26 protein-coding genes are annotated in these 25,480 nt (G+C 39.2%); 11 read left to right on the top strand and 15 right to left on the bottom strand.

Going from position 1 to position 25,480, the window contains the following annotated elements; genetic code table 11:
* Positions 1-191 precede the first annotated feature (191 nt).
* The 3 genes from I6F48_RS17255 to I6F48_RS17245 all read right to left on the bottom strand — a co-directional run bounded on the left by I6F48_RS17255 (position 192) and on the right by I6F48_RS17245 (position 3,569).
* Complete coding sequence (locus tag I6F48_RS17255) at positions 192-1,493, bottom strand: hemolysin family protein (RefSeq protein WP_007582388.1); 1,302 nt, start codon at positions 1,491-1,493, stop codon at positions 192-194.
* A gap of 147 nt (positions 1,494-1,640) precedes the next feature.
* Positions 1,641-2,330 carry an amino acid ABC transporter substrate-binding protein gene (locus tag I6F48_RS17250; RefSeq protein WP_169045147.1) on the bottom strand — a complete coding sequence of 230 codons (690 nt, stop codon included), beginning with the start codon at positions 2,328-2,330 and terminating at the stop codon, positions 1,641-1,643.
* A gap of 129 nt (positions 2,331-2,459) precedes the next feature.
* Complete coding sequence (locus tag I6F48_RS17245) at positions 2,460-3,569, bottom strand: arginase family protein (protein WP_007582386.1); 1,110 nt, start codon at positions 3,567-3,569, stop codon at positions 2,460-2,462.
* Between the two features lie 454 nt (positions 3,570-4,023).
* On the opposite strand from I6F48_RS17245, the gene udp reads away from it, so the two are divergent.
* The gene (gene udp / locus I6F48_RS17240; RefSeq protein ID WP_007582384.1) at positions 4,024-4,779 is read left to right on the top strand and encodes a uridine phosphorylase; all 756 of its coding nucleotides are present in this window, start codon (positions 4,024-4,026) and stop codon (positions 4,777-4,779) included.
* Positions 4,780-4,846: 67 nt separating this feature from the next.
* Here the strand turns inward: udp and cdd are convergent, their stop codons facing one another.
* On the bottom strand, positions 4,847-5,773 hold the full coding sequence (gene cdd, locus I6F48_RS17235) for a cytidine deaminase (protein ID WP_197119927.1): 927 nt from the start codon (positions 5,771-5,773) through the stop codon (positions 4,847-4,849).
* Positions 5,774-5,933: 160 nt separating this feature from the next.
* Positions 5,934-8,579 carry a phosphoenolpyruvate carboxylase gene (gene ppc / locus I6F48_RS17230; protein ID WP_197119926.1) on the bottom strand — a complete coding sequence of 882 codons (2,646 nt, stop codon included), beginning with the start codon at positions 8,577-8,579 and terminating at the stop codon, positions 5,934-5,936.
* A gap of 120 nt (positions 8,580-8,699) precedes the next feature.
* Between ppc and I6F48_RS17225 the strand changes: the two genes are divergently transcribed.
* The 6 genes from I6F48_RS17225 to I6F48_RS17200 all read left to right on the top strand — a co-directional run bounded on the left by I6F48_RS17225 (position 8,700) and on the right by I6F48_RS17200 (position 13,033).
* Positions 8,700-9,098 (top strand): thiol-disulfide oxidoreductase DCC family protein, encoded by a 399-nt coding sequence (locus tag I6F48_RS17225; RefSeq protein WP_197119925.1) that lies wholly within the window; start codon positions 8,700-8,702, stop codon positions 9,096-9,098.
* Positions 9,095-9,823, top strand: a complete 729-nt coding sequence (locus I6F48_RS17220) for an SDR family NAD(P)-dependent oxidoreductase (RefSeq protein ID WP_197119924.1) — start codon at positions 9,095-9,097, stop codon at positions 9,821-9,823. The genes I6F48_RS17225 and I6F48_RS17220 overlap by 4 nt, the downstream gene beginning before the upstream one ends.
* 9 nt (positions 9,824-9,832) lie before the next feature.
* Positions 9,833-10,444 (top strand): flavin reductase family protein, encoded by a 612-nt coding sequence (locus I6F48_RS17215; protein ID WP_197119923.1) that lies wholly within the window; start codon positions 9,833-9,835, stop codon positions 10,442-10,444.
* Between the two features lie 73 nt (positions 10,445-10,517).
* Complete coding sequence (locus I6F48_RS17210; protein ID WP_197119922.1) at positions 10,518-11,738, top strand: M24 family metallopeptidase; 1,221 nt, start codon at positions 10,518-10,520, stop codon at positions 11,736-11,738.
* Positions 11,739-11,858: 120 nt separating this feature from the next.
* On the top strand, positions 11,859-12,518 hold the full coding sequence (locus I6F48_RS17205) for a DsbA family oxidoreductase (RefSeq protein WP_197119921.1): 660 nt from the start codon (positions 11,859-11,861) through the stop codon (positions 12,516-12,518).
* A 167-nt stretch (positions 12,519-12,685) separates the two neighbouring features.
* Positions 12,686-13,033, top strand: coding sequence for an energy transducer TonB (locus I6F48_RS17200; protein WP_197119920.1), 348 nt, complete (start codon positions 12,686-12,688; stop codon positions 13,031-13,033).
* Positions 13,034-13,095: 62 nt separating this feature from the next.
* Here I6F48_RS17200 and I6F48_RS17195 read toward each other — a convergent pair whose 3' ends face one another.
* The 8 genes from I6F48_RS17195 to I6F48_RS17160 all read right to left on the bottom strand — a co-directional run bounded on the left by I6F48_RS17195 (position 13,096) and on the right by I6F48_RS17160 (position 18,651).
* Positions 13,096-13,299 carry a hypothetical protein gene (locus I6F48_RS17195; RefSeq protein WP_101226490.1) on the bottom strand — a complete coding sequence of 68 codons (204 nt, stop codon included), beginning with the start codon at positions 13,297-13,299 and terminating at the stop codon, positions 13,096-13,098.
* Between the two features lie 309 nt (positions 13,300-13,608).
* On the bottom strand, positions 13,609-14,115 hold the full coding sequence (locus I6F48_RS17190) for a hypothetical protein (RefSeq protein WP_101164276.1): 507 nt from the start codon (positions 14,113-14,115) through the stop codon (positions 13,609-13,611).
* A 157-nt stretch (positions 14,116-14,272) separates the two neighbouring features.
* Complete coding sequence (locus I6F48_RS17185) at positions 14,273-14,551, bottom strand: peptidylprolyl isomerase (RefSeq protein ID WP_008171402.1); 279 nt, start codon at positions 14,549-14,551, stop codon at positions 14,273-14,275.
* A gap of 102 nt (positions 14,552-14,653) precedes the next feature.
* Positions 14,654-15,076, bottom strand: coding sequence for a thiol-disulfide oxidoreductase DCC family protein (locus I6F48_RS17180; RefSeq protein ID WP_197119919.1), 423 nt, complete (start codon positions 15,074-15,076; stop codon positions 14,654-14,656).
* Between the two features lie 27 nt (positions 15,077-15,103).
* On the bottom strand, positions 15,104-15,631 hold the full coding sequence (locus I6F48_RS17175) for a response regulator transcription factor (protein ID WP_197119918.1): 528 nt from the start codon (positions 15,629-15,631) through the stop codon (positions 15,104-15,106).
* Positions 15,628-16,869 carry a sensor histidine kinase gene (locus I6F48_RS17170; protein ID WP_197119946.1) on the bottom strand — a complete coding sequence of 414 codons (1,242 nt, stop codon included), beginning with the start codon at positions 16,867-16,869 and terminating at the stop codon, positions 15,628-15,630. The genes I6F48_RS17175 and I6F48_RS17170 overlap by 4 nt, the downstream gene beginning before the upstream one ends.
* Positions 16,870-16,930: 61 nt before the next feature.
* On the bottom strand, positions 16,931-17,335 hold the full coding sequence (locus I6F48_RS17165; protein WP_197119917.1) for a nuclear transport factor 2 family protein: 405 nt from the start codon (positions 17,333-17,335) through the stop codon (positions 16,931-16,933).
* An 8-nt stretch (positions 17,336-17,343) separates the two neighbouring features.
* Positions 17,344-18,651 carry a metal-dependent hydrolase family protein gene (locus I6F48_RS17160; protein WP_197119916.1) on the bottom strand — a complete coding sequence of 436 codons (1,308 nt, stop codon included), beginning with the start codon at positions 18,649-18,651 and terminating at the stop codon, positions 17,344-17,346.
* A 153-nt stretch (positions 18,652-18,804) separates the two neighbouring features.
* Between I6F48_RS17160 and I6F48_RS17155 the strand changes: the two genes are divergently transcribed.
* Together I6F48_RS17155 and gloA2 are read left to right on the top strand one after the other, a co-directional pair.
* Positions 18,805-19,884 (top strand): ketoacyl-ACP synthase III, encoded by a 1,080-nt coding sequence (locus I6F48_RS17155; RefSeq protein ID WP_008133848.1) that lies wholly within the window; start codon positions 18,805-18,807, stop codon positions 19,882-19,884.
* A 70-nt stretch (positions 19,885-19,954) separates the two neighbouring features.
* Entirely contained in the window at positions 19,955-20,341 is a 387-nt protein-coding gene (gene gloA2, locus I6F48_RS17150; RefSeq protein WP_197119915.1) for an SMU1112c/YaeR family gloxylase I-like metalloprotein, read from the top strand.
* Positions 20,342-20,379: 38 nt separating this feature from the next.
* On the opposite strand, the gene I6F48_RS17145 is transcribed toward gloA2, so the two are convergent.
* Both I6F48_RS17145 and I6F48_RS17140 read right to left on the bottom strand, forming a co-directional pair.
* Positions 20,380-21,744: a leucyl aminopeptidase family protein gene (locus I6F48_RS17145; RefSeq protein ID WP_024605692.1), complete on the bottom strand. Its 1,365-nt coding sequence runs from the start codon at positions 21,742-21,744 to the stop codon at positions 20,380-20,382.
* 87 nt (positions 21,745-21,831) lie between these two features.
* Positions 21,832-22,254 carry a hypothetical protein gene (locus tag I6F48_RS17140; protein WP_007582356.1) on the bottom strand — a complete coding sequence of 141 codons (423 nt, stop codon included), beginning with the start codon at positions 22,252-22,254 and terminating at the stop codon, positions 21,832-21,834.
* A gap of 112 nt (positions 22,255-22,366) precedes the next feature.
* Here I6F48_RS17140 and I6F48_RS17135 point away from each other — a divergent pair, with 112 nt between their 5' ends.
* Positions 22,367-22,537 (top strand): oxidoreductase-like domain-containing protein, encoded by a 171-nt coding sequence (locus tag I6F48_RS17135; protein WP_010553991.1) that lies wholly within the window; start codon positions 22,367-22,369, stop codon positions 22,535-22,537.
* Positions 22,538-22,848: 311 nt separating this feature from the next.
* Positions 22,849-25,431: a TonB-dependent receptor plug domain-containing protein gene (locus I6F48_RS17130; RefSeq protein ID WP_010553992.1), complete on the top strand. Its 2,583-nt coding sequence runs from the start codon at positions 22,849-22,851 to the stop codon at positions 25,429-25,431.
* Positions 25,432-25,480: the final 49 nt, after the last annotated feature.

Genomic DNA, 25,480 nt, shown 5'->3' with positions numbered 1-25,480 from the left:
CAGTACAATATACGTCTTAGGTTGCATTTAATGTTAATTAGATGAAAATAGAATCAAGACTGTATGAAAATAAAACAACTTAACATATTGAAATAATATCTCATTTTAGAAACAAAGCTTTTAACAGACACAAAAAAGCCAAGCAAATACAGCTTGGCTATTTATATAAAAACTAAAGCGCACACCTTATTTTAAAGGATATTAGCACTCTGCGGGTTAATAACCCTTGAAACTAACAACTGCTCTACCCTAATTCCTTCTACATCAACAACTTCAAACTTAAAGCCTGAAAAAGTTAAATGCTCCGCGCGTTTAGGTATTCGCTTCATATTGTAAATTAAAAAACCAGCGACCGTTTCATAGTGCATCTGGTCAGGAAATTCTTCTATATCAAGTACTTTTGCTAAATCGGTAATTGGGGTTAAGCCATCTACAAGCCATGAATTTTTATCGCGTTCTATGATTAATTCGTCGCCTTGATGAGTGATTAAATCACCCATAAACCCTTTCATTAAATCTTTTACCGTTACAATACCCACCGAAAGCGCATATTCGTTTACGACAACAGCAAATGGTTTTGCTGCACTTTTAAACGCATTTAAAGCTTCTGATAGGCTTAATGTTTCCGGTAAGTAAAAAACATCTTTATCAATTAGGTCGTCGTTTATATTGGCGGCTTCGCCTTTTAGTACTTGTCGTAAAATATCTTTAGATTCAACAGAGCCATGCAACTTATCTAAATTTCCTGACACCACTAAAAAGTGGTTATGAGGATGGTCAATAATTTTAGTCGCAATATCATGGCTAGATTCGTTTAAATCAAAATATACAATTTGGTCGCGTGGCGTCATTACGCTTGATAAAAATCGTGCTTCTAGGTCAAACACATTGCCAATGAGTTCATACTCTTGCTTTTGTAAACTGCCATATGCAGCACCTGCTTCCATCATGGCAACAATGTCCTCAGTTGTCACATTGTCTTCTCGCTCAGCGGGTACTTTAAATAAGCGCAACACAAAGTTAGTGACACCATTAAAAAACATTACCAGCGGGGTTAATGCAAAGGTAACCCAGCGCATTATTGTAACCACTCTAACAGCGACCGCTTCTGGCATGATCATCGCTAAACGCTTTGGCATTAAATCGGCGAATAATATAAATAAGGATGTAATAGTAAAAAACGAGAATAAAAAGCTAATTTTTTCTAAATGCGCACCTTGATAAAACAATACCAACACACTTTCAACATAAGGCGATAAGGCCTGCTCGCCCACAATACCACCCAATATCGCTATCGCGTTGAGTGCTATTTGGATCATGGCAAAAAAAGCCCCTGGATTTTCTTGTAGCTTTAGTACCGCTGCTGCCTTTATATTCCCTTCATCTGCCATTACTCGCAGTTTTATTTTACGCGACGCTGCAATTGCTATTTCTGACATAGCAAACAACGCACTGATCAAGATCAATAAGCTAATCCCGATTAAATCACCCATTTAACGCTCCAAAAAGTTAGTGCTTTTTTAAACAAAAAGCAGCTGGATTATAATCGGTTTTTAAAATGCGGCAATTTATATTTATAAAATATATTAAAGTAATTTAATTTCATGAGGTTACATTGATTAAACTGTTTTTTAAACTGTTTAATTGCCTTTAAAGGCGACTTTTAATTGAACAACTAAGGCCGGATCCATATTTATATTACAAGCAAAAAATAATGGAGATTGAGCTGTATTTAGATTTAGTAATGGCTCGAGTAGCTCAAGCCTAGGCTCAGTTTTTATTCGATAGCTAAATTGCTTTTTGCTAAGAACAACAAAATCAAGAATATCGTGACGAGTGCTTATAAGTTTATCTATTTTATCTAGGCTATCGATGAGTAATAAATGCTTGTTCTCACTAAAGCCCCTTTCAAGCAAATAGTGATGACTAAAGTTATCACGCAGTACTGCTATTTTATATTTTTTAGCATCATTGAGAGTATTTAACTTTATACCTCTGGACTTTAGACCATAAATGGCTGAATCAAAGCTTTCCAGTTCACCTACCCAGTTAAACTTACTTTCTCTATTAGGTAATCGAACAATTGAAAATATACAGGTGTTTTTATCGCGTAGCGCTGCATTGTAAGATATGGCCCAACTATGCGCCAACATAGTGTATTTTATACCAGTGCCTTCTAGCGCTTTATGAACTTTCTCGACAGAGCGGCCAACGAGTTTATTATCTTCATTGAGATACTGAAAATCCGGAAATACTTCCGTTACTATTGTGATTTCAGTTGCATCAACTTTAATACAGCTAATGAACAATAAAAAGATCAATAATTTCATTTAGCAAGGCCTCAACTAACTCATTATAAGTATTTAATAAATATAGCTGAGGCTTTATGAACTGCTAGTTTTTAGTCATGTAATGCACACTTATACGCTGATAGTGCTAGTATTTATAGCTCATACAGCTTACTTGTTCATCGCACTAATTAAAAAGGCTGAAATTTTAGCGCCTTCTCTAAGTGTCGTTTCAGAGCTTGATTGGCCAACTAAAGAGCTGTCGGTAAATGGCGCTATTTCCATCATATCAGCACCCGTAATCGGAAACTCATCCGCAATGGCTGATAAAATATCAAGCGCATGCTGTGGTGTTAAACCATTATGTTCTGGCGTGCCTGTGGCAGATGCAAACTCTGCATCAAGCGCATCAATATCAAAGCTTACGTATACTTCATCAACGTTATCAGCTTTTAATTGTGCAATAGCGTCGGCAGCAACCGCTGCTGCGCCGCGCTCAATGATTTCATGTGCCCAATGTTGCTTAACGCCAAAGGTACTTTCCCAGTGCGCTTTAGGCTTGCCACTTGAGCGTATACCAAATTGTATTAAATGATGTGGTGCTGGTAAAAATTCTAAAATATGTGTACACCACGAGCCAAAACATAAATCTATGCCTAGGCGCTCAACAAGTAAATCGGTATGCGCGTCAAAGTGAATAATAGCGGTACGCTTACCTTGCTCACGTTTTGCTTTTAAGTACGCTTTGGTAAGTGGGTAACTTATTGAGTGATCGCCACCAATACCAAATATACCTTTATCTTTAAATGTTGCGTAAAAACTGTCGCATACATCCTCAGTGATTGATAATGGGCTTACGTAGTAGTCGTTATCTTCATTACCGTATAGGGCTTTTTGGCAATTAGAAATGGTTGCATCATTTAGGTATTTATCATGAAGTAAATGTGGGATTACACGTACATCGCCTAAATCAAACGAGTGACACTGCGGTTGCTGATCAATTAAAGCTGAGCGCACAAACAGTGGCCCCCAGTTTGCACCGCGTAAAATACCACCGCCACAGTCTGAGCTAATACCTAACATAACGGCTTTATGTGGAGAATTTGGTAATTCATTTAAAGACTCGCGCCACAAATTATCAACGTTTTCAGTTTGTCCATAAAGTTTATTACGCAGTGCGGCTTTGCGCTCCTTTGCAGTATTTACTGTGTATACGCCATCACCAGGTGCGCACAAACAGTGCTCAACTTTGTTTTTAAATGCTTCAAATTGTGTGCTCATAATAAACTCCTTCGATTTTTATTCTGTACGTAGCTAATTACTTTTGATTAGTTATGCAAAATCACCAAAAGTGCCTAAACTTCAAATAAATTCCACTTTGCTAAATAAGTCTGTGCCTAATATAAATAAACACGTTATCTTTTACGTGCTTAATACAAATTTAAGCCATTGAATTAATTTAATATTAATGAATATTTACCATAAACTATTTAATTGTAGTTACGCGCTTGGTTGATACTTATTATGTCTGCTTGAACATGTCAACAGCACAACAAAGCTACTTGTATAAGCACTTGATTGAATATTCATAGTTGGTGAATAAATCAAATGAGTACTTAAAATTATTAAGGTTTAATTGGAGGAGTTAAGATAAAACGGACAATCGTCCTGTACTTGATAAACGTTTCTAGCAATGATGCTAGATTGACACAATTTATTATAAAAAGGCTTAGCTATGGAAAAGGTATTTCACTTAGGACTATGTATTGACGATCTTAAAGGTGCAAAACTTGCGATTGTACCGGGCGATCCAGATCGTGCTGCACGCATTTCACAATTCCTAGACAACCCAACTTGCCTTGCTCAAACTCGTGAGTTTCATGTTTACTTAGGTCAACTAAACGGCCATTCGGTGGTTGTTTGTTCCACGGGTATTGGTGGTCCATCTACGTCGATTGCAGTAGAAGAATTAGCACAACTTGGCGTGCGTAAATTTTTACGTATTGGTACAACAGGTGCGATTCAGCCACATATCAACGAAGGCGAAATTTTAATTAGCCAAGCGTCTGTACGTTTAGACGGTGCAAGCCAGCATTTTGCTCCTCTTAGCTACCCTGCTGTGTCTGACTTTTATGCAACACAAGCTATGGTACAAGCATGTAAAAACTTAAATATCGATTTTCATATTGGTATTACTGCATCAAGCGATACATTTTATCCAGGACAAGAGCGTTACGATACGCATTCTGGTTACGTTCCTAAATCACTACAAGGTAGCTGCGAAGAGTGGCAAAAACTGGGCGTGATGAACTACGAAATGGAATCAGCAACATTATTCACTATGTGTGCAGCCCTTGGTTTACAAGCAGCATGTGTAGCAGGCGTACTTGTTAATCGTACTCGCCAAGAAATACCAAATGTTGACCATGGTGAAATTGAGCGTAAATCTGTAGCGGTAGTATTAGAAGCGGCTAAAGTATTACTTGATTAATACGGATTCTATTAATTAGTAACATTATGAAGCACAGCTTTGGCTGTGCTTTATTGTTTTTGAAAGGTTATTTTAGCTGCGCACTAATTACTTCTATTGCCGGTAGGTTTTTAAAACTTGCAAGTACAGCACGTGCTACACCCGCTTGGTTTTCATGGCCTGCGGTTTCTAAAAGTGTAATTGATTTTACTGTACTTTCGTTAAAGCTAAGCCCTGCGATAAATAATTGGCTAAGCGCACTTTGCAGTGGCGACAAGCTTGGGCTGTACGCTGCGTTTTCTGCGTAACTTCCGTAAAAATCACCATTTTCAAATGTACTAATTTTTACTGCACTAAAGTTTTTACTATAGGGTACGTATGCGTTTAATGCTGTACTTGCTAGCTTTTCATCTAGTTGAGCATTTGCAAATACTTGCTGGTGAGGCTCTGGATTAAACAAGCTAAACGCGTTACCTAAATCAGTCGGCCCAAACGAGTGCGGCAGTAATTCTGCCAATTTAAAGTGTTGCTCTGGCAATAAAATATCAAACTCTTTCGCATCAGCGAGTTCGTTCATAAACTGACGACAATACCCACACGGTGCATCGCTAATCGCTATTTTAACTATTTTTTTAGCGCCGTTTAACCATGCGTTATTTATAGCCGATTGCTCTGCATGAACCACTAAACTCAATGCTTGATGATCAAACTCTACATTTGCACCAAAGTAAAAGTTTACCTCATCGTTTTCATCAAGTGCTTTAACAATTGCGCCTACATGAAAATCTGATATCGGCGCAACAGCATACTCAGAAGCCAAAGGTACTAAACCTTGTAATAATGCATCATCAGACACATTGAGTTGTGCGCATAACTGTTTAATATTATTAGAATTTAATATGCCATGTTGTGATTTTAATTGACTACGTAATGACGCTGTTTGCGCTACGTTTAATGTGATGTGCGAATTTGTAAGTGCTGTATCTTGCTGTACAGTAAAAGTTGCTGAAGCCATAACATTTTTTAATTATTCAATGGCTAAGTAGTTTAAAAGGTTAGGGTGTTAAATACCAGCCTATTTAACGCAAAAAAAGGGAGCACATCGCGTGCTCCCTTTAATTTTAACTGATATACCCAACAAAATAATTAATTGGTATACCTAACAAAATAACATGTTAGCCGGTATTACGCATACCTGCTGCAATACCTGTCATCGTGATCATTAATGCATTATCAATGTCACCTTCGTTGCGTTTTTCCTCTGAGCGAGCACGACGTAAAAGCTCAACCTGTAGTAAGTTAAGTGGATCGGTGTACGGGTTACGTAAACTAATCGACTCCTTAATCCAAGGTTGTTCGGCTAGTAGGCTTTTTTGCGGGCTAAGTGATTGTACCAAGCTAATGGCTTCTTGAAGCTCTTTACGAAGTGTTACACCCAGTGGTTTGTACATATCTTCCACCAGCGCATTATCATAATGCTCACTCAACCAACAATCGGCTTTACTAAATACCATTTCTAGCATTTCTAGGCGCGATCTAAAGAACGGCCACTGTAAGCTCATTTCGTTTAGGGTTTCTGCGCCGTACTTATTAAGCGCAGCTTTTAAGCCTGTTAACGCACCTAGCCATGCAGGAAGCATTAAACGGTTTTGGCTCCACGCAAAAATCCATGGAATAGCACGTAGACTTTCAACGCCACCATTAGGATTACGTTTTGCAGGACGCGAGCCAAGCGGTAACTTAGACAGTTCAAGCTCAGGTGTTGCCATTCTAAAGTAAGGTACAAAGTTTTCATCATGGCGAACTACATTACGGTAATGCTCACATGACTCCTCACTTATTAGCTTCATTACTTCGCGCCACTGCGGTTTTGGCTCCGGCGGCGGTAATAAGTTACTTTGCAGAACTGCGCCAGCGTAAATATTTAAGCTTTGCAGTGCTACATCGGGTAAACCAAATTTAAAGCGAATCATCTCGCCTTGCTCGGTTACACGCAAGCCACCTTTTAATGAGCCAGGCGGTTGTGAATGCAGCGCTTGTGCAGCGGGTGCACCACCACGTCCTACTGTACCACCACGTCCGTGGAATAAAACAAGCTCAATACCACGTGCATCAGCAAGCTGTACTAGCTTATCCATTGCTTCGTATTGCGCCCAACCTGCTGCCATCATGCCAGCATCTTTGGCAGAATCAGAGTAACCAATCATTACGTTTTGGGTGTTTTTAATGTGCCCGCGATACCAAACATTATCAAGCAATGTGGTAATTACATCACTGCCTGCGTTTAAATCGTCGAGTGTTTCAAACAACGGTGCTACTGGTAAATCAAAGCTACAGCCGCTTTCTTTTAGCAATAGTTGTACTGCTAAAATGTCTGACGCTGTTCGTGCCATCGAAATAATATACAAACCAAATGTTGCTTCGTCTTGCTTGGCAATTACATCAAAGGTATCAAGTACTTCTTGTACATCAGGGCTTGGTTGCCAATGTTTTGGAATAAGCGGTCTGCGTGAGTTAAGCTCTGCAAGTAAAAATGCTTGTTTGTCTTGCTCTTGCCATTGGTTGTAGTCGCCTAAACCTAAATAACGAGTCAGCTCAGAAAACACATCGCCGTGACGAGACGAATCTTGGCGAACATCAAGTTTAGCTAAACGCAATCCAAAGCTATTTATACGGTGCAATAAATCAAGCAATAGGCCATCGGCAACTACTTTCATATTACACTTTAATAATGAGCGGTAGCACACCTCTACTGGGTGCTTAAGCTGATTAATATTAGTAATTAAGTCTTGTGAATCACTACGCTTATTTTTAATTTTAGCACCTAAGTGCGCCACTGTTTCTGCAACTTGATTTTTAAGCTTTTTAATTACTGCTCTGTAAGGTTCAAACTCTTGCCCTGCAAGCTCAATAAGCTCATCACTGGCATCTGACATAGAGAGTTCAGCACATAATGTTTTTAAATCTTGAATATATAAATTAAGTGCCATCCAACGACCATGATCAAGTACCTCTGTTGTAACCTGCGAAGTTACAAACGGATTACCATCACGATCTCCTCCCATCCAAGACGTAAACTCAATTGGGCTGTAATCTATTGGTAACTCCAAGCTGAGCTGGTCTTTAACATTAGCTGAAAACTCACGTAAAAAACGCGGAACGGCGTGCCAAAGGCTATTTTCTATAACTGCATAGCCCCATTTAGCTTCATCTACAGGCGTTGGGCGAGAACGACGAATATCGTCGGTATGCCAAGCTTGGCTAATCAGCTGTTCAATACGATTTAAAATATTGTCACGCTCTTGCACTAAGTTATCTTTTCGCTCTAATGACGCTAAGCAATCACTTAGTTCAACGTGTTTGTTAATAATAGTACGGCGCGTAACCTCGGTTGGGTGAGCGGTCAGTACTAAGTTTATGTGGAGTTTTGAGAGTGTTTCGGCCAAATGATTACTGTCTAACTGGCCTTGTTCTGCTTTTGTAGCTAACGTTTTTAATGTTTGAGTGAGAGGGTTTTGTTGACCAAGGCCAACGTCGTTAAAACGCGAAACGGTATGAAATTGCTCTGCTACATTAGCAAGGTTTAAAAAATGATTAAATGAACGGGCAACCGGTAAAAGCTCTTCATCACTAAGCGCATGTAAAACATCTATTAGCGCTTGTCTGTCGTCTTCGTTACCACTGCGAGATGATTTTGATAAAGCACGAATTTCTTCCACTTTATCTAAAATCGCTTGACCTTGGGCATCTTTGATTGTTTGTCCTAGTAGTTGCCCTAGTAAATTTACATTACCTCGCAAGGCGGCGTATTGTTCACTCATTTATCAGTCTCCATTTTTTCGTAGGACACTATTAATATCATCATGAAGAGATATTTAATAGATCCATTTGCAATGTCTTGTCGTAAAAAAGTATATATAAAATAATCACAAAGCATTCACATGATCATTTTTTACGATGGTAACTGCCCTCTTTGTAGCACCGAGATGCAGCAACTAAAACACGCTGATAACAAAAACTTAATTACGCTTGAAGATCTTAACGCGAGCGACTTCAGTGAGCGCTACCCGTATATTGATAAAGACAAAGCAATGAACTACCTTCAAGCTCAAAAGCAATCAGGTGAAATGATTTATGGGCTTGATATAACTTACGAAGCATGGAAAATAGTGGGTAAACACAGCTGGTTGAAAATTTTTCGCTTGCCAATAATTCGCTTTTTCGCTGACTGCGGATACCTATTATTTGCTAAGTATCGGCACCCCATCAGTCGCTTTTTAATGCCAAATACTCAGTGCAGTAATGGCCAATGTGGTATAAAAACAAAAGGTGACAAATGAAAACCATTGTTTTATTTGGCGCTAGTAGCGCCATTTCAAAAGCGTATGTTGAGCACTTAAATAACCATGCATCGCAATTTAAAGTACTGTGTGTAAGCTCAAGTGAATATCGCAGTAGTGCCTCTACGAATATTGAGCACTTTAGCACAGACTACAGTGCTAAAAGCTTGGCTATTTTTACCCAGCACTTAAAAGACACGCAAGCCGATTTACACCAAGTTATTATATTCAATGGTAAACTTCATAACGCTCAGCACATGCCAGAGAAAAAATTAGAAGATTTTAATGCTGATTATTTTAATGAAATTATAAGTGCAAACACCCTCACCCCATTGCTGTGCTTGCAAAGTGTATTGCCGCTGTTAACCCATAAAACGCAGTGCACAATTACAGCACTAAGTGCTCGCGTAGGTAGCATAAACGATAACAAATTAGGTGGTTGGTACACTTACAGAGCGTCTAAAGCCGCGCTTAACATGTTGTTTAAAACGGCGTCTATTGAACTTGCTCGTCGTGCTAAAAACACCAAACTCATTTTGTTTCATCCAGGCACCACAGATACAGAACTCTCTAAGCCTTTTCAAAAAAACGTACCTGCAGGTAAATTATTTACGCCTGAATTTGTAGCTAAGCAACTTTTTGAATTAACAAACAATAACCCCGATTTAAAACTCAACGGTGAACCTGCTTATTTAGACTGGCAAGGCTCTACAATACCGTGGTAAGGACTTTTAATGCATTTTACTAAAGCGCAAATAGACGCACTTGAAAAACATACCCGTACTCATTTAATTAATTCTCTTTCGGGTTTTAAAAGCGCTAATTTAATTGGTACGCAAGACTTGCTTGGCAATACCAACCTATCTATTGTCAGCTCCGTTATTCACTTAGGTGCAAATCCACCGTTAGTCGCAATGATAATGCGCCCTCACAGTGTGCCGCGCCATACGTTTGAAAATATTTTACAAACGGGCACTTACACCATAAACCAAGTGAATAAGTCAATTTATAAGCAAGCTCATCAAACCTCAGCCCGTTACGATAAAGACGAGTCTGAGTTTGACGCTACAGGCTTAACACCTGAGTACTTAAACGACTTTGCAGCGCCTTTTGTAAAAGAAAGCCGTTTAAAGTACTCGGTTAAATTTGTAGAAAACCAACATTTAGCCATCAATGGTACCGAGCTTGTTATTGGCGAAATTATGGATGTATATGTAGATAAAGCAGCACTACAAAGTGATGGCTTTTTAGATTTACAAGCAATAGAAACAGTGGCAGTAACCGGGCTTGATAGCTACCACACCAGTAATAAATTAATGCGCCTGCCTTATGCGAAAAAACCTTAGCATGCATGTTATCTCATAAAATTGAATTCCCTTTTCACATTGCGCACAATGCCTAAAAACCAAGGAGAAAAACATGACCACCATAGGTATAGGTACACAATCAAGCGAGCAAGCGCTTGCCAGCCTAAGTAATATGACGCAAACGCTAACCCCTATTGCTGCTGACGAACACTTAGAGCGCATAGCCAAGGCGCAAGCGTATATGCTAGCAAACAACATAGATGCAATTTATTTAAACGCTGGCACCAATCTAACCTACTTTACAGGCATGAAATGGTACGCGAGCGAGCGTATGGTTGGCGCAATATTACCCGCCCTTGGTGACGTGCAATATATAGCACCGTACTTTGAGATTGGCTCGTTAAACGGGTTTAAAGTGATAGATGGGCCTATTCACGGATGGCAAGAGCACGAGAGCCCTTACGCACTTTTTGTAGAAGTGCTAAAAAAACTAAACATTAATGAAAACGCAACCATCGGTATTGATGAAAGCGCGCAATTTTTTATATTCGATGGTATTAATAAAGCGCAAACGGGTTTAACACTCATAAACGCACAACCTGTCACTGCGCATTGCCGTATGCATAAATCAGTTCACGAGCTTAGCTTAATGCAGCGCGCTATGGATATGACCTTAGCCGTGCATCAAGCCACAGCAAGCATGCTTTATGAGGGAATAACCACCACCGAAGTAGAAGCTTTTATAAAGCAAGCACACCAAAAATTAGGCGCACCAGGTAACTATTTTTGTATTGTATTGTTTGGTGTTGCAACGTCTTTCCCGCATGGTGTTAAAGACGCTCAAGTGCTTAAAAAAGGCGATATGGTATTAATTGATACAGGCTGTAAAGTGCACGATTACCTATCAGATATAACCCGTACCTATGTATTTGGCGAGCCAACAATGCGCCAACGCATGTTTTGGGATCACGAAAAAGCAGCGCAAATGGCCGCGTTTAATGCAGCTAAAATTGGTGCTACCTGCGAAGACGTAGATGCTGGCGCACGGACTTATTTAGCGGCGCAAGGGCTCGGGCCGCAGTATCAAACACCGGGTTGCCCGCATAGAACGGGCCATGGCATTGGGCTCGATATTCACGAATGGCCGTATTTAGTTGGCGGTGATAAAACCCCACTTGCCCCAGGCATGTGCTTTAGTAACGAGCCAATGTTAGTTATACCTGATGAATTTGGCGTGCGTTTAGAAGATCATTTTTACATGACTGACAATGGCCCTCGTTGGTTTACACAACCAAGTTATAGCATTGACGACCCATTTGGGCTTAACGCTTAAAACCGAGTGCCTTCAAGAGCAGCTGTTTAGCTGCTCTTTTTAGTTTGGTATTGATAAAGCTAAATTAATCCCAATATCCTTTTTTATACTTAGTTATAAGCAATCCTCAAAAGGATAAATATGAAAAACTTTAAAATTGATATCGTTTCAGACGTAATGTGCCCTTGGTGTGTAGTGGGTTACAAAAACCTAGAAACTGCACTAGAGCAACTTAAAGACGAAATGAGCGCAGATATTACGTGGCATCCTTTTGAACTAAATCCAGATATGCCAATTGAAGGTCAAGACTTAAACGAACACTTAATGCAAAAGTACAACCTAAGTGAAGAGCAAGGCGACGAAAATCGTAAAAACATGTTCGAAGCAGGTCAACGTGCTGGATTCACATTTAATTTTGATGGCAAACGCATCATGATCAACAGCTTTGATTTGCATCGTTTATTAATGTGGGCACGTGAAGAAGGTAAGCAAACCGAGTTAAAACTCGCCTTTTTTGAAGCGCACTTCACCGATTTAAAATACTTAAATCAAGAAGAAGCACTGCTCGACGTTGTTGAAAAAGTGGGTCTTGATAAAGAAACTGCGCGCGGCATTCTACATTCAGACAAATACGTACAAGACGTACGCCAAGAGCAAGACCGCTTTAAACAGATGGGTATTACTTCAGTACCTACATTTATCATAAATGATAAGTATGCGCTTACTGGCGGACAACCAAGCGACTCATTCATTCAAGCACTAAAACAAATTAGTGAAGAAGAAGCCAAGGAAGACGCTTAATATACAAATAAAGTTTAAAACTAAAAAAGGCTGCTTATTGCAGCCTTTCTTGTATATTCATCAGGTCAAAAACAATACAAATTTATTATTTACCTTAAATCTCTTTTGGTGTCATTATAGAAACGACATCTAACAAATCGATAACAATATCTATAAAGGGATTTATAATGAAATATATAATTACAACATTAACTTCACTGTTTCTTTTAACCGCATGTTCGACAACACCTTTAGCTGATAACCCTCACTCTACGCTAATAATGCCCAGTCCTCCGGAGTATCCAATTAAAAGTGTCCGTGAAAAAATTGAAGGTAGTGTGACAATGTCTTTTGATGTAAATACATCTGGTAAGCCCATTAATATTAAAGTGATTAAAGCTGAGCCTGTGAAAATTTTTGATAAAGCAGCGACTCGCTCTCTTTCTAAATGGCGTTACGCACCTAAAGTAGTTAATGGTATTGCGGTAGTTGATGAAGACTTAGAAATGACTATAGATTTTAATTTAGCAAAATAATAACTAACTCATTTTGACTAAAAGGGAACATTCATTTGTGTCTTCATAATTTCCTTTATTTATTAATACTTATCAATAAAATAACCTAATTTATATGAGACTAAAAATGCAACTATCAGTATAGCCAAGGATATACTCAACCTTTTGAATGCAATTAATTTCATTTCAAGAGGATTCATTAAAGCAGCTAATAAATTGCCGAGCACACTTAAAAATGATACTAAGAATAAAAATAAAAGGACAAAACCAATAATTTTTTCAATCATTTAATTACCATGTATAGATCCTTGGTTGTTTAATAGCTGCTTCAATAATTAAAATAGACTGTCACGTTATTTGGACTAACAAAACTGTGCTACTAAATTTACTTTTTAAACTTAGAGTTCATCTTTTTCCTTTCCATTTTTCCCTAAGAAATAAGGGGAGGTGTCAGTGTTATTTAGCATTTGCAAATAGCAGCAATTGCATTGGCAGAAAATAAAAAACTAATAAATACTCTAAATAACATTTTATTTAATATCCTTATTAAAAATAAACCTCATCACCTAAAAACAAAAAGACCTGACTCTATTTATTTACTTTTTCTTGAAGCTGTAAATAAAATAAAAGTTATCACTTTTCTTATGTAAGCATAGGCCCTCTTTAGAAATAGGGTTACAAGTGTTTGTGAAGGTATTTTTATCTATATTATCCTTACTCTTGCTTGCTATAGCATAGGTAAACTTAAAGTCTTTAGTATCTTTTCTAATAACCTCTAAACCATAAATCCCATATGAGTTTCTTTTTCCAGATAAAACCCCAATTTCGCTTGCTATCTTAGTGATCTCATATAGCTCCACATCGATTTTTTTTAAATCACTACTGACTAAAGGAAAGTTGCTTCCTGCTATATATTCATTTGAGTTTTCTTTTAAATATTTCAATATTGCAATTAATTCTTTATGATTATTAGAAACTATTTTAGAAGCTATATTTTCACTTTCTAAAATTAAACTCTCTCTTATAGGTTCGTAATTTTCATCCGCGCCACACGACACTAATAGAAAAAAACTGAATAATATGTAAAGTCTAAAAATCAACATGACTTACCCCTCCCATTTTTTCATATTCTGCCCATATTGGAATAAATTAAGATGACACCCATCCTAATTCTTAGTTCGTCAAAATATAAAATTTAGGATAGGTGATGAGATGGACACTCCCCAATACGGCGTCAACTTTCCAAACAGCTCAAGTTAACTAAGTACGATAAAGCACTTTAATAACATGCCAGCCGAATTTTGTTTTAACTAGGTGGGGTTCTAAAATTGCACCTTTAAATGCAATTTTATCAAACTGTGGGACCATTTGTCCGCGTCCGAATTCACCTAAGTCACCGCCTTTTTTGCCCGACGGGCATGACGAATACTTTTTAGCTAAGGTTTGAAACTTTGCACCTTTACCTAATTGCTTAATAATATCTTCTGCAATTTCTTTGTGCTTAACCAAAATATGAAGTGCATGTGCTGTGTTTGCCATGAAAGAAGCCTTTTATACCGTTAGCTAAAATTAAACGCGGCGATTTTAACACAACCCCATAAACCTAGCATCTACTTATACTGCAGTGTATTAATGCCTAATTTATAAATAATGTTTAGCATCATCTGGGTTGGGAATTCTGCAGTACTGATATTTTCCAAATAAGGTATAGCGGTTTAAAGCAACCCTATCGTATAACCAATTATTAAACCTATTTGGCAAAATACTAAATACGTTTGCTAGTTTATATGGGTAACCTAGTTGCTTAACAACGTTAAAAAAAGCATGGCTTTGTGTAAATGCTTTACCATTTTCAACAAGCACCATTGAGGCGTATTCATTCGTCGAAAAACCAAAGTGTGCTAACAACAGTTCTCCTTTTGGAGATTGCACACTACATAATCTAAAAATGGTATTGGCATCATTGTTAATAATAAAATTACACCACGCGCTGCACAGCTTACATTGCGCATCAAATAATATAATTTTTTGATTTTGCATTATTGTCACTGCATCATCGCTCATAACACTTTCCTTAAATTAAGTACTAAATTACTGCTGCACCGGCTTTTTTTGTAACTTGCGCTGCAAAGTACGCCTGTGCATATTAAGTTGCCTTGCGGTAACCGACACATTGCCATTATTGCTGTGAAGCACTTGTTGAATATGCTCCCACTCTAAGCGCTCCGGCGACATAACCGCATCATCAATAGCACACGATGCCGATGCCACAGGCTCGGTGTTAAGCGCTTTTAATAATGTTGCCATATCAACCGGCTTAGTAAGGTAGTCGTTTGCGCCTAAACGCATTGCCTCTACTGCGGTTGCTATACTTGCAAACCCAGTTAGTAAAACAATATGAGCTTGGGGGAGCAAACTACGCAGCGGCTTTATGAGTGCAAGTCCGTTATCGTCGCCTAGTTTCATGTCTAATAAAACAAAGTCGGGCAATAGTTTGCGCGCAACAAGTAACGCATCGCTTTGGTTATGCGCCACCTCGCAGGTAAAGCCTTGTTTAGTTAAGCGCCTTGCCAGTGTGCTGGCTAAATTAATGTCGTCTTCAATTATAAGTAACTTCATGAGGCGTTATTCTCAGTGTTTACAATAGCGAGTTTAACTTTGGCGACAGCGCCGCCATCTGCATGGTTAAACAAGGTAAGCGAGCCATTTAAACGCTCAAAAGTAACATTTGATAAAAGCACAGCAAGCCCCATTCCTTGATCGCTTGGCATAAGTTGCCCGCCCAGCTCTGCTAATTGCGATGATGAAAAGCCACGGCCAAAATCACGAATTAACAAGTAAACGCATTCGCTATGTAAGTTGTCTTGCTGCCAACTCAGCTCTAATTGAGTTTGACCTTGTTTTTGATTAGCGAGCGCTGCGTTTTGCAATAAATTTAAAATAGCAGGCAATAACATCGCATCACTCAATAGCGTTGCCGCAATAGGTGGCGTAATCCATTTAATATGCTGATCAGGGTATTGCAGTAAAAGTGTGTCTGTAATTTGTGTTTGCAGTTGCTTTACTGTTACATGTTCTTGTGAATTTTTAAGGCGTAACTGCCTTGATAGTTTTCTAAAGTCGTTAAGTTGCGTACTGCACTGAGTAAGCGGCGCTTGCATGTGCTTAACAATAGGGTTGTTTGGTTGATCTTCTAATAACTCTTCAAACAGTAACTGTAAGTTTGCTATAGGGGTCGCAAGTTGATGGGTTATTTGTGCAGCGGCGCCATCAAGGGTAACAAGCTGTTCATTACGTAATTGTTTTTCACGCACGTTTGCAATAATTCGCTCTCGCTCTTTAAGCGCCCTGCTCATTGCGCCAATCACTAATGCGATTACACTAGCACTTAAAACAAAATTAACCCACATACCAATAAAGTGACCACTCATATTCATTTGATGCATGCTGTGATCGGGCATCTTTATCAGTAAAAAACTGTATGCGGCAATGGCTAATACTGCAATATAAGCTAATCCTTTTTCTCGCAGCGTAACAGCAGCTATCATTATCGGGAGCAATAACAACGATACAAATGCATTAGTTGCACCGCCGCTTAGCGAAAGCAAAACCGTTAAAAATAATACATCTGCAGTTAGCTGCATCAACATACCCACAGGTTTAGCGCGGCTCACATTACGATAAGCAAACAGGCTAATAAGCTGAAAAACAGCCTCTAACGCAATAACAATCAGTAAAGGCAGTAACGCAATTTGATATTCTAGTAAAAAATAAACGCTAAGCACAGCGATTAACTGCACGGCAATTGCGCCGCTTCGCAGCATTAATAGTCGACTAATAGTGGGGTCGGTACGCATTAACAAGAGGTAATTGCCCAATCAAATGTTTAATAAAGGTATTTTAACGGTTATATGATTTTTAATCATCATCCATCGAAATTGAAAACGGTGCACAAGGCGTTCCTTGATGAAACACCATTTTCCATTGTTCATTAGTTTGGCGCCAAAGCGACATACGCAATGAATAATTAAATTCACTGCAAGCAGAGCGCCTATAAGCAGCTTGATAACTAAGTTGTACTACATCATTGCTCAGCATTCGGCCCTTAAAATGCTGATTATAAAATTGTGGTACAACCTCGGTAGGTAAACGGGTAAGCACTTGGTATTTATTGAACGTAGTGCCGTTGGCAGCAATTTCGATAAATTCATCATCGAGTAAAGCATCTAATGCGCGCTCAGATTGGCGAACTTCTGGGTCTAGTAACTGGCGCTCAGCGTCAATCAAATGATTAAACAACGACACTTTTATTTTGCTGCTCATAACCTTCCCTATTGTTTATAAACTTGCCCGGCTTTCATAACAAATTGCACGTTTTTAAGTACGTCGATATTTTTAAGCGGTGAGCCATTCACACTGATAATATCTGCTTGTTTACCAACACTCAAGTCGCCAATGAGTGCGCTTTGCCCCAGCAGTTTAGCTGCATGTATAGTTGCTGATTTAATAGCTTGGGCTTCGCTCATTCCATTGTTTACCATTAAACTAAATTCGTTAGCATTGAGCCCATGACGCGACACACCAGAGTCTGTTCCAAAAGCTATATTAACCTCATTTTTCAGTGCAAGCTTGAACGACGCTTGCATTTTTGGAGTCACTTCACGCACTTTGTCGGCTATTGCCGGTGGCATATTTGGATTTGTTAGCACCTCTTCACTTACCGTTGCACCCGCTAAAAGCGTCGGTACTAAATAAGCTCCCGTTTTTTTAAATAACTTTATTGCCTCTTTATCTAAATAAGAGCCATGCTCAATAGAATCTACACCGGCTTTTAAGGCCGCTTTTATACCTTGTGTACCGTGTGCATGCGCTGTAACTTTACGACCCAAGTGATGAGCAGTATCAACAATTGCAATCAGCTCTGCATCTGTAAGTTGTTGGTTAACACCAGCAGCGGTATTACTTAGTACTCCACCCGTGGCAGTAATTTTAATTACATCAGCGCCACTTTTAATTACCTCGCGTACCGCACGGCTACAATCATCCGCGCCATTACATATACCAATCCCGCCTGTAACTGCATCTGTAATATCTTTTCGATAACCGTGCATATCTGCGTGTCCACCGGTAGGCGATATTGTATTACCCGCTGCAAAAATGCGAGGGCCGTTAATATCATTTCGCTCAATAGCACGTTTTAGCGGAAATATAACTTTGTGATCGCTACCTAAATCTCGCACTGATGTAAAACCCGCATCGAGCGTACGTTGTAAATATTTAATTGAGCGCAAAGCATAATCGGCGTCATATTCTGTTGCCCAGCGATGAGGGTTTGCTTTAGCATCTCGCTCAAACGTAACGTGAACATGCATATCAATAAGACCAGGCATTACAAATTGATTTTTAAGATTGATAATATCGGCGTCAGGTAGGTTAAGTTCTGCTTTTGTGAGGTAGCCGTTTTTAATTACTGTTATTGTATTATCTGTTATGACTAGCGTTTGCTCTGTTTTTACTTTTTGCTCCTCGGATGTAAGTAAACTGCCCGCATAAATAATTTTATGCTGTTGAGCAAATGCTCCATTTGTTATTAATGCCAGCGTTATTGAAGTGAATGTTGTTATTAGTGTTGTTTTCATACTTGCTCCTTTTTTATACTAGCATTACCCTAAATAACCTGTAATTGCTAATATTTACGATACAAAACATGCTATAAACTAGTCTTGAAAGCCGTTTTTTGGTATAACTCACCCATTAGTAATACATGTCAGACCACCTTAAGAGAACATACTATGCCTTACGCACATATCACTGGTTGGGGTAAATGCATTCCACCAGCAAGCATTAGCAACGATGAAATTAGTGAAATAGTTGATACCACCGACGAGTGGATAACCACGCGTACTGGCATTAAATCTCGCCGAGTGAGCCATGTAAGTACCGCCGAGCTGGCAACCGTTGCAGCTAAGCATGCTATTGCGTGCGCAGGCGTTGATCCTAAAGATATTGATTTAGTGATATTAGCAACCTGTACACCTTCTACAGTTGTGGCAAATACTGCCTCACAAGTGCAAAAAAATATTGGTGCAACAGGCGCTGCCGCAATGGATACAAACGCGGCATGTTCGGGCTTTTTATATGCATTGCAAGCTGCTACAGCACAAATTCAAGCGGGTATGATCAAAAAAGCAGTGGTCATTGCCGCTGAGCGTATGACCTGGTATGTAAACTGGGCACGTCGCGACAGCGCTGTTTTATTTGGCGATGGCGCAGGTGCTGTCGTACTTGAAGCGGCAGATACGCCAGCGGGTTTACTAGCAACCAAAACTGGTTGCGACAGTGAAGACCGCGATATTTTACACATCACTAACTTTGGTAGTGATTTAAATAAATATGAGCCAATTGGTCCATCTGATTTATTATTTGAAGGTCGTGAAATTTTCAAACGTGCTGTCAAAGGCATGAGCGAAGCGTGCGACGATGTACTTAAACAAGCCGATTTGAGCCTTGATGACATTAATGTACTCGTTCCACACCAAGCTAACTTACGTATTATTCAAGCTATTCAGCATCGTTTAAAAGTACCTGACGAAAAAGTAATGGTTAACATTGGTGAGTATGGTAATACCTCTGCTGCTACGATTGCTATTGCGTTATGTGAAGCCGTTGAGCAAGGGTTAATTAAACCGCATTCAAACATTATGTCTGCTGCATTTGGTGCAGGCCTTACCTGGGCTGCAAGTTACATAAAATGGGGCGAACGCGTAACGCCTATTAGTGTAAGCGATGCCGCTTTACCGCCATGTGATAAAACAGGTTTAGAACTTGTAGCACCGGCCGTTAAAGCATGTAAAGAAGCGCAGCCAAGCTAACACAACATGTAATAAGTCACATATAAAACGCACTTAATTAAGTGCGTTTTTGCTTTTTAAGGAATTAAATTTGAAACTTTTAGGTATTCACCACGTTGCTATTATTTGTAGTGACTATGCACGTTCTAAACACTTTTATAGCAATGTACTTAAACTTAACTTTATTAATGAGCACTTTAGAGCTGATCGTAATTCATATAAATTAGATTTAGCCATGCCCGATGGTAGCCAAATAGAGCTATTTTCATTTAATGGATCGCCCGCAAGACCAAGCTATCCCGAAGCACACGGCTTAAGACATTTAGCTTTTAAGGTAGCGGATGTACAGAGTGCAAAAACGTATTTAGAGTCGTGCGATGTAAACGTTGAGGATATTAGAGTGGATGAAATAACCGGCAAAAAGTTTACCTTTTTTGCCGATCCAGATAACTTGCCACTTGAGCTTTATGAGGTTTAAAACTCATAAGCTCAAGTTCTTACTATTGAATCAAAAACTTATTTATTAAAACGATTTTGTAAGTAGTTAAACACTGCACGAATACCTAATGCTTCACCACCCGTTGGACGACCTGGTAATGCACGTAAGTTCCACGCCATTACATCAAAGTGTACCCACGGTGTTGTTGGCTCAACAAATTCTTTTAAGTAAAGCGCTGCAGTAATAGCACCACCAAACGGTGTGCTTGCACAGTTTGCCATATCGGCTACATCACTTTTTAGTAAGTTTTTGTATTGCTCAAACAACGGAAGTTGCCAAACAGGATCATGTACACTTAAACCTGCATCAATAATACCGTTTGCTACATCGCGCTCTGTTGAGAAAAAGCCCGGAAGCTCCGTGCCTAAGGCAACACGACATGCACCCGTAAGGGTAGCAAAATCAATAATTAGCTCAGGGTTATCATTCTGTGCTTCGCTTAATGCATCACACAATACTAAGCGCCCTTCTGCGTCTGTATTATCAATTTCGACCATAATGCCTTTGCGTGTTTTAACAACATCGCCTGGACGAAACGCGTTACGCGATACCGCATTTTCAACAGCGGGTACAAGCACTCGTAATCTAATTGGTAAGTTAGCTGCCATAATAAGCTGTGCTAGAGCAATAACATGCGCGGCACCGCCCATGTCCTTTTTCATGTTACGCATGCCAGAGCTTGGTTTTAAATCAAGTCCACCTGAGTCAAAACATACGCCCTTACCTACTAGTGTAATTAATGGAGCATCTGTTGCACCCCATTTTAAATCGAGTAAACGCGGTTTATTTTCGCTTGCACGACCCACCATGTGAATAGTCGGGTAGTTTTGCTCTAGTAACTCATCGCCAATCCACTGTGAAAATTCGCCATTGTAAGTTGCAGCTAAATCTTCCATTACTTGCGATAAATGTTGCGGCATCATATCTACCGCTGGCGTATTAACTAAATCACGTGCAAGTGTAATAGCATCAGCTTGTTGGCTAATACGCTCAAACAACGCTTTATCGCTAATGGCTAATTGCGCTTTTGCTGTTGGTTTTTCTTTATATTCACTAAATTCGTAACCACCAAGCACAAACCCTAAAGCAACTTGCTCTACAAAAGCGCTCTCACCTTGAATTTGATAAGTACCAGTAGGAAGTGTATTTGCTAAATTACCCGCAGCCCAAAAATCATCGCTACTTTGCATTAAACAAAATACCTGGCTTAACTCGCCCGTTTTAGCATCAGGGATTAAAGCAACACCTTGCTTTTCGAAACCTGTATTAGTTAACCAATTTTGTATAAATGCAGGCTGCTGTGCTTGCCAGTCAGATAATTCGTTTTTAAGAATAAAAGATAAAGGAATACCAGAAGATGTATGACGTAGTAATGCACTCATTAAAAAGCTCATATAATATAAAAATGGTACTTAAGAGCATATCAATAAGCGCACCTAAAAGGTATCGCTAATTTGAAGGGATTTTAGCTACTTTTTTAAGCTATTTTTGGATTCTTGCTTTTGATTTTCTTGATCTATTTTAGCATCAAGTTCTTTAATAGATTTGTTCATATTAAACGAACTTGGCAGTACATCAACTCCCACTAAACTCCCTAATTTAACAACTAAAGGAATTGTAAGCGGGGCAAAAGGTAATACTGCAAACACACCGAGCCCTAACCCTTTTAAAATATCAACAAACTGTTCATTGGCGCGTTTTAACTCCTCTTTACTTGTTTGGCCTTGAGTGTAGCGCCTATAAATAGAGAGCATTTCTTTGGTTTCTTGTTTTTCTTGCGCAAGTGCAATTTTAAGCGCCACCATAGCACGGCGAAAACGCAGCTGTTGGCGTTTTTTACTAATTTTAACTACCCGCCAAGGTGCACGGTGAATAACTTTATATAATCGCATAACTTTTATTTTCACACAGCAGCACGGGTTCACAAAGAATAATTTACTTACAACATCCTTTAACTTATCCTTTGCACCAAATTAGTATTAAATACATACAACAACACTGAATATGACAAACCAACTACCGCAAAAACCTGAAAAACCAAAATCTGATGAATGTTGTGGTGGTGGCAGTTGCTGCCCCTGCGTGTGGGATGAATATAAAGAAAAATTAGCAACTTGGCGATGTGCACAAAACATTGAAAACCCCACCAAAAAGAAACAAATAAATAACATTTAAATACTGATAACGCATTAATTTTCCTCTCAACAACCCTATTTGCACTTATTTAGTTCATTTTAGCTTTACTTTGCACCATTGTTGCATTTTTTTCTTAAATTGAATCTTTTTGTTATCAAATGGTTAATTAGTAATTGCCCTTCCCGTTTTTTACCTATAGTCTGTAAATAGGACTTCACAAAAAGTAAGCTTAATTGATTAGGCTTTTGAGCTAAACCCTCAAACTTATGTGAAACAAAAAATTAAGTTAAAAATAAATGATGTGAAATTAGCATCAAAAATAAGAATTATTCTAACTGGGGAAAATTAGAATGAAATTAAAAAATAATGCGCTAAACCAAGCAATCAAATTTGCTTTAGCTACAACCACTGCAGGGTTGTTTTTTTCGGGTTCTGCTATTGCAGCAGACGAGCAACAGCAAACTAAAGTAAATAAAAACGTAGAGAAAATTGCCGTAGTAGGTACGCGCTCAGCTCCACGTTCAATCGGTGACTCACCAGTTCCAATCGATATTATTGGCGGCGAAGAATTAGAAAGATCAGGCAATACCGACATGCTTGAGCTTTTAAAAGGTGCCGTGCCATCTTTTAACGTACATCAAAATCCTATTAGTGATGCGGCCTCTCTTGTTCGCCCAGCTAACTTACGTGGTTTACCATCAGACAGCACATTGGTTCTTTTAAACGGCAAACGTCGTCATCGTGCTTCTGTAATTGCATTTTTAGGCGGTGGTATTAACGATGGCGCGCAAGGCGCAGATATTTCAGTTATTCCAAGCATTGCTATTAAACAAGTAGAAGTACTTCGTGATGGCGCAGCAGCTCAGTATGGTTCTGATGCGATTGCCGGTGTAATGAACTTCCAACTAAAAGACGCTTCTGAAGGTGGTAAATTAGAAATCCGCCATGGTCAATTTTATGAAGGCGACGGCGATACAACACAAGTGTCGGGTAACGTGGGTTTACCGTTTACCGACAATGGCTTTGCTAACTTAAGCTTTCAATATAAAACAGCTGATGCAACAAGCCGTTCAGTTCAACGTGCCGATGCCGCAGCACTTTCAGCGGCCGGTGTTCCTGATGTATCTTCTCTTGCACAAGTATGGGGCGCACCAGAAGTAAACGACGATATTACAATTTTTGGTAACGTAGGTTTAGAGCTAACAAACGATTCTGAATTTTACATGTTTGGTAATTACTCTGAACGTGATGTACGTGGTGGCTTTTACTACCGTAACCCGCAAACACGTTCTGGCGTTTACTCAAATGATGGTGGCGAAACACTACTTGTTGCAGATTTAACACCTGATATGAGCGCTAACTGTCCTACTATTGCAATAACAGATGGCAACGTATTAGATGATCCTGCTTATATAAATGGTGTAGCGAACAACCCAGATTGTTTTGCCTTTAACGAAACGCTTCCAGGTGGCTTTACACCTAACTTTGGCGGCAACATTACTGATACGTCTTTAACTATTGGTACTAAAGGGCGATTCACTGGTGGTTTCTTAAAAGATACTTACTATGACTTAAGCGGTACTGTGGGTTTAAATGAATCACGTTACTTCATCTATGACACGGTTAATGCTTCTTTAGGTGCGGATACGCCACGTGACTTCAGTCCGGGTAAATATGAACAGCTAGAGAAAAACTTTAACTTTGATTTATCAAAGGGTGTCGACTTTGGTTTAGCTTATGATGTAAACATTGCCGGTGGTTTTGAATGGCATGAAGAAACATTCACTATCATTTCTGGTGATGAAGAATCTTACACAGCAGGCCCTTTAACAGCACAAGGTTTTGGTATTGGCTCTAACGGCTTCCCTGGTTTTAAACCATCACAAGCAGGTGAGTTTTCTCGTCGTAACTATGCAGCGTATGTTGATGTTGAAGCACCCTTTACTGAAGACTTTTTAATGGGCGTAGCGCTTCGCTTTGAAGACTACGACAGCTTTGGTACTACAACTAACTACAAGGTAATGGCTCAATACCATTTAACTGAAGATTTAAATATTCGTGGTTCTGTAAGTAGCGGTTTCCGTGCACCTACAGTTGGTCAAGCTAACGTAAGTAACGTACAAACAAGCTTAGACAGCGGTGTATTACAAGATTCAGCGCTTCTTCCACCAACAAACCCTATTGCAGTGCAATTAGGTGGTACAGAGCTTGAGCCGGAAGAATCACAAAGCTATACACTTGGTGCTGTATACACAATCGGCGAGTTATTTTTAACGCTTGATTACTACAACATTCAAGTAGATGACCGTATTAGCCAATCAGATAAAATCAACTTAAGCCAAGCAGATAAAGATACACTTACAGCCGCTGGAGTTCCTAATGTACAAGGTCTTGCTCAGGTAAGCTTTTTTACAAATGACTTTGATACAACAACTCAAGGTATCGATTTAGTTGCAAACTATACTGCTGAACTAATGGGCGGTAGCTCTACATTTAGTCTTGCTTATAACTGGAATGATACTGAAGTAACTCAATTTAGTGAGATTACAGGTGCGTTTAAAGTTAAACGCTTAGAAGAAGATTTACCTAACCATCGTGCAACGTTCACATTGTCTCAACAATGGGAATCAGTTTCTGCATTTGCTCGTGCAAACTACTACGGCGAATACCAAGGTGTTCACGTTGATTATGATGCAACAGCTAAAACAGCAGATGCTGCAGTCACTATTGATGCTGAAGTAACTTACTTCTTAAATGAATCAGTTAGCTTCTCTGTAGGCGCTCAAAACTTATTCGACCAAGATGCTGAAAAACTTGATTTTGCAGATGCAACGGGTATCCCTAATAACAACTGGGGTGGTCAGTTCTACGAAACATCTCCGTTTGGTATTAACGGTGGCTTTTACTACGCTAAAGCAACATATACTTTTTAAACTATTTTCATGAAGAACCAAAGGCGAAATGTTAAAGACATTTCGCCTT

This window comes from Pseudoalteromonas sp. SWYJ118 (assembly GCF_015864505.1).
GTDB lineage: Bacteria > Pseudomonadota > Gammaproteobacteria > Enterobacterales > Alteromonadaceae > Pseudoalteromonas > Pseudoalteromonas arctica.
The sequence above is the reverse complement of the archived record's forward strand: the minus strand, read 5'-3'. Positions and strand labels throughout refer to the sequence as shown.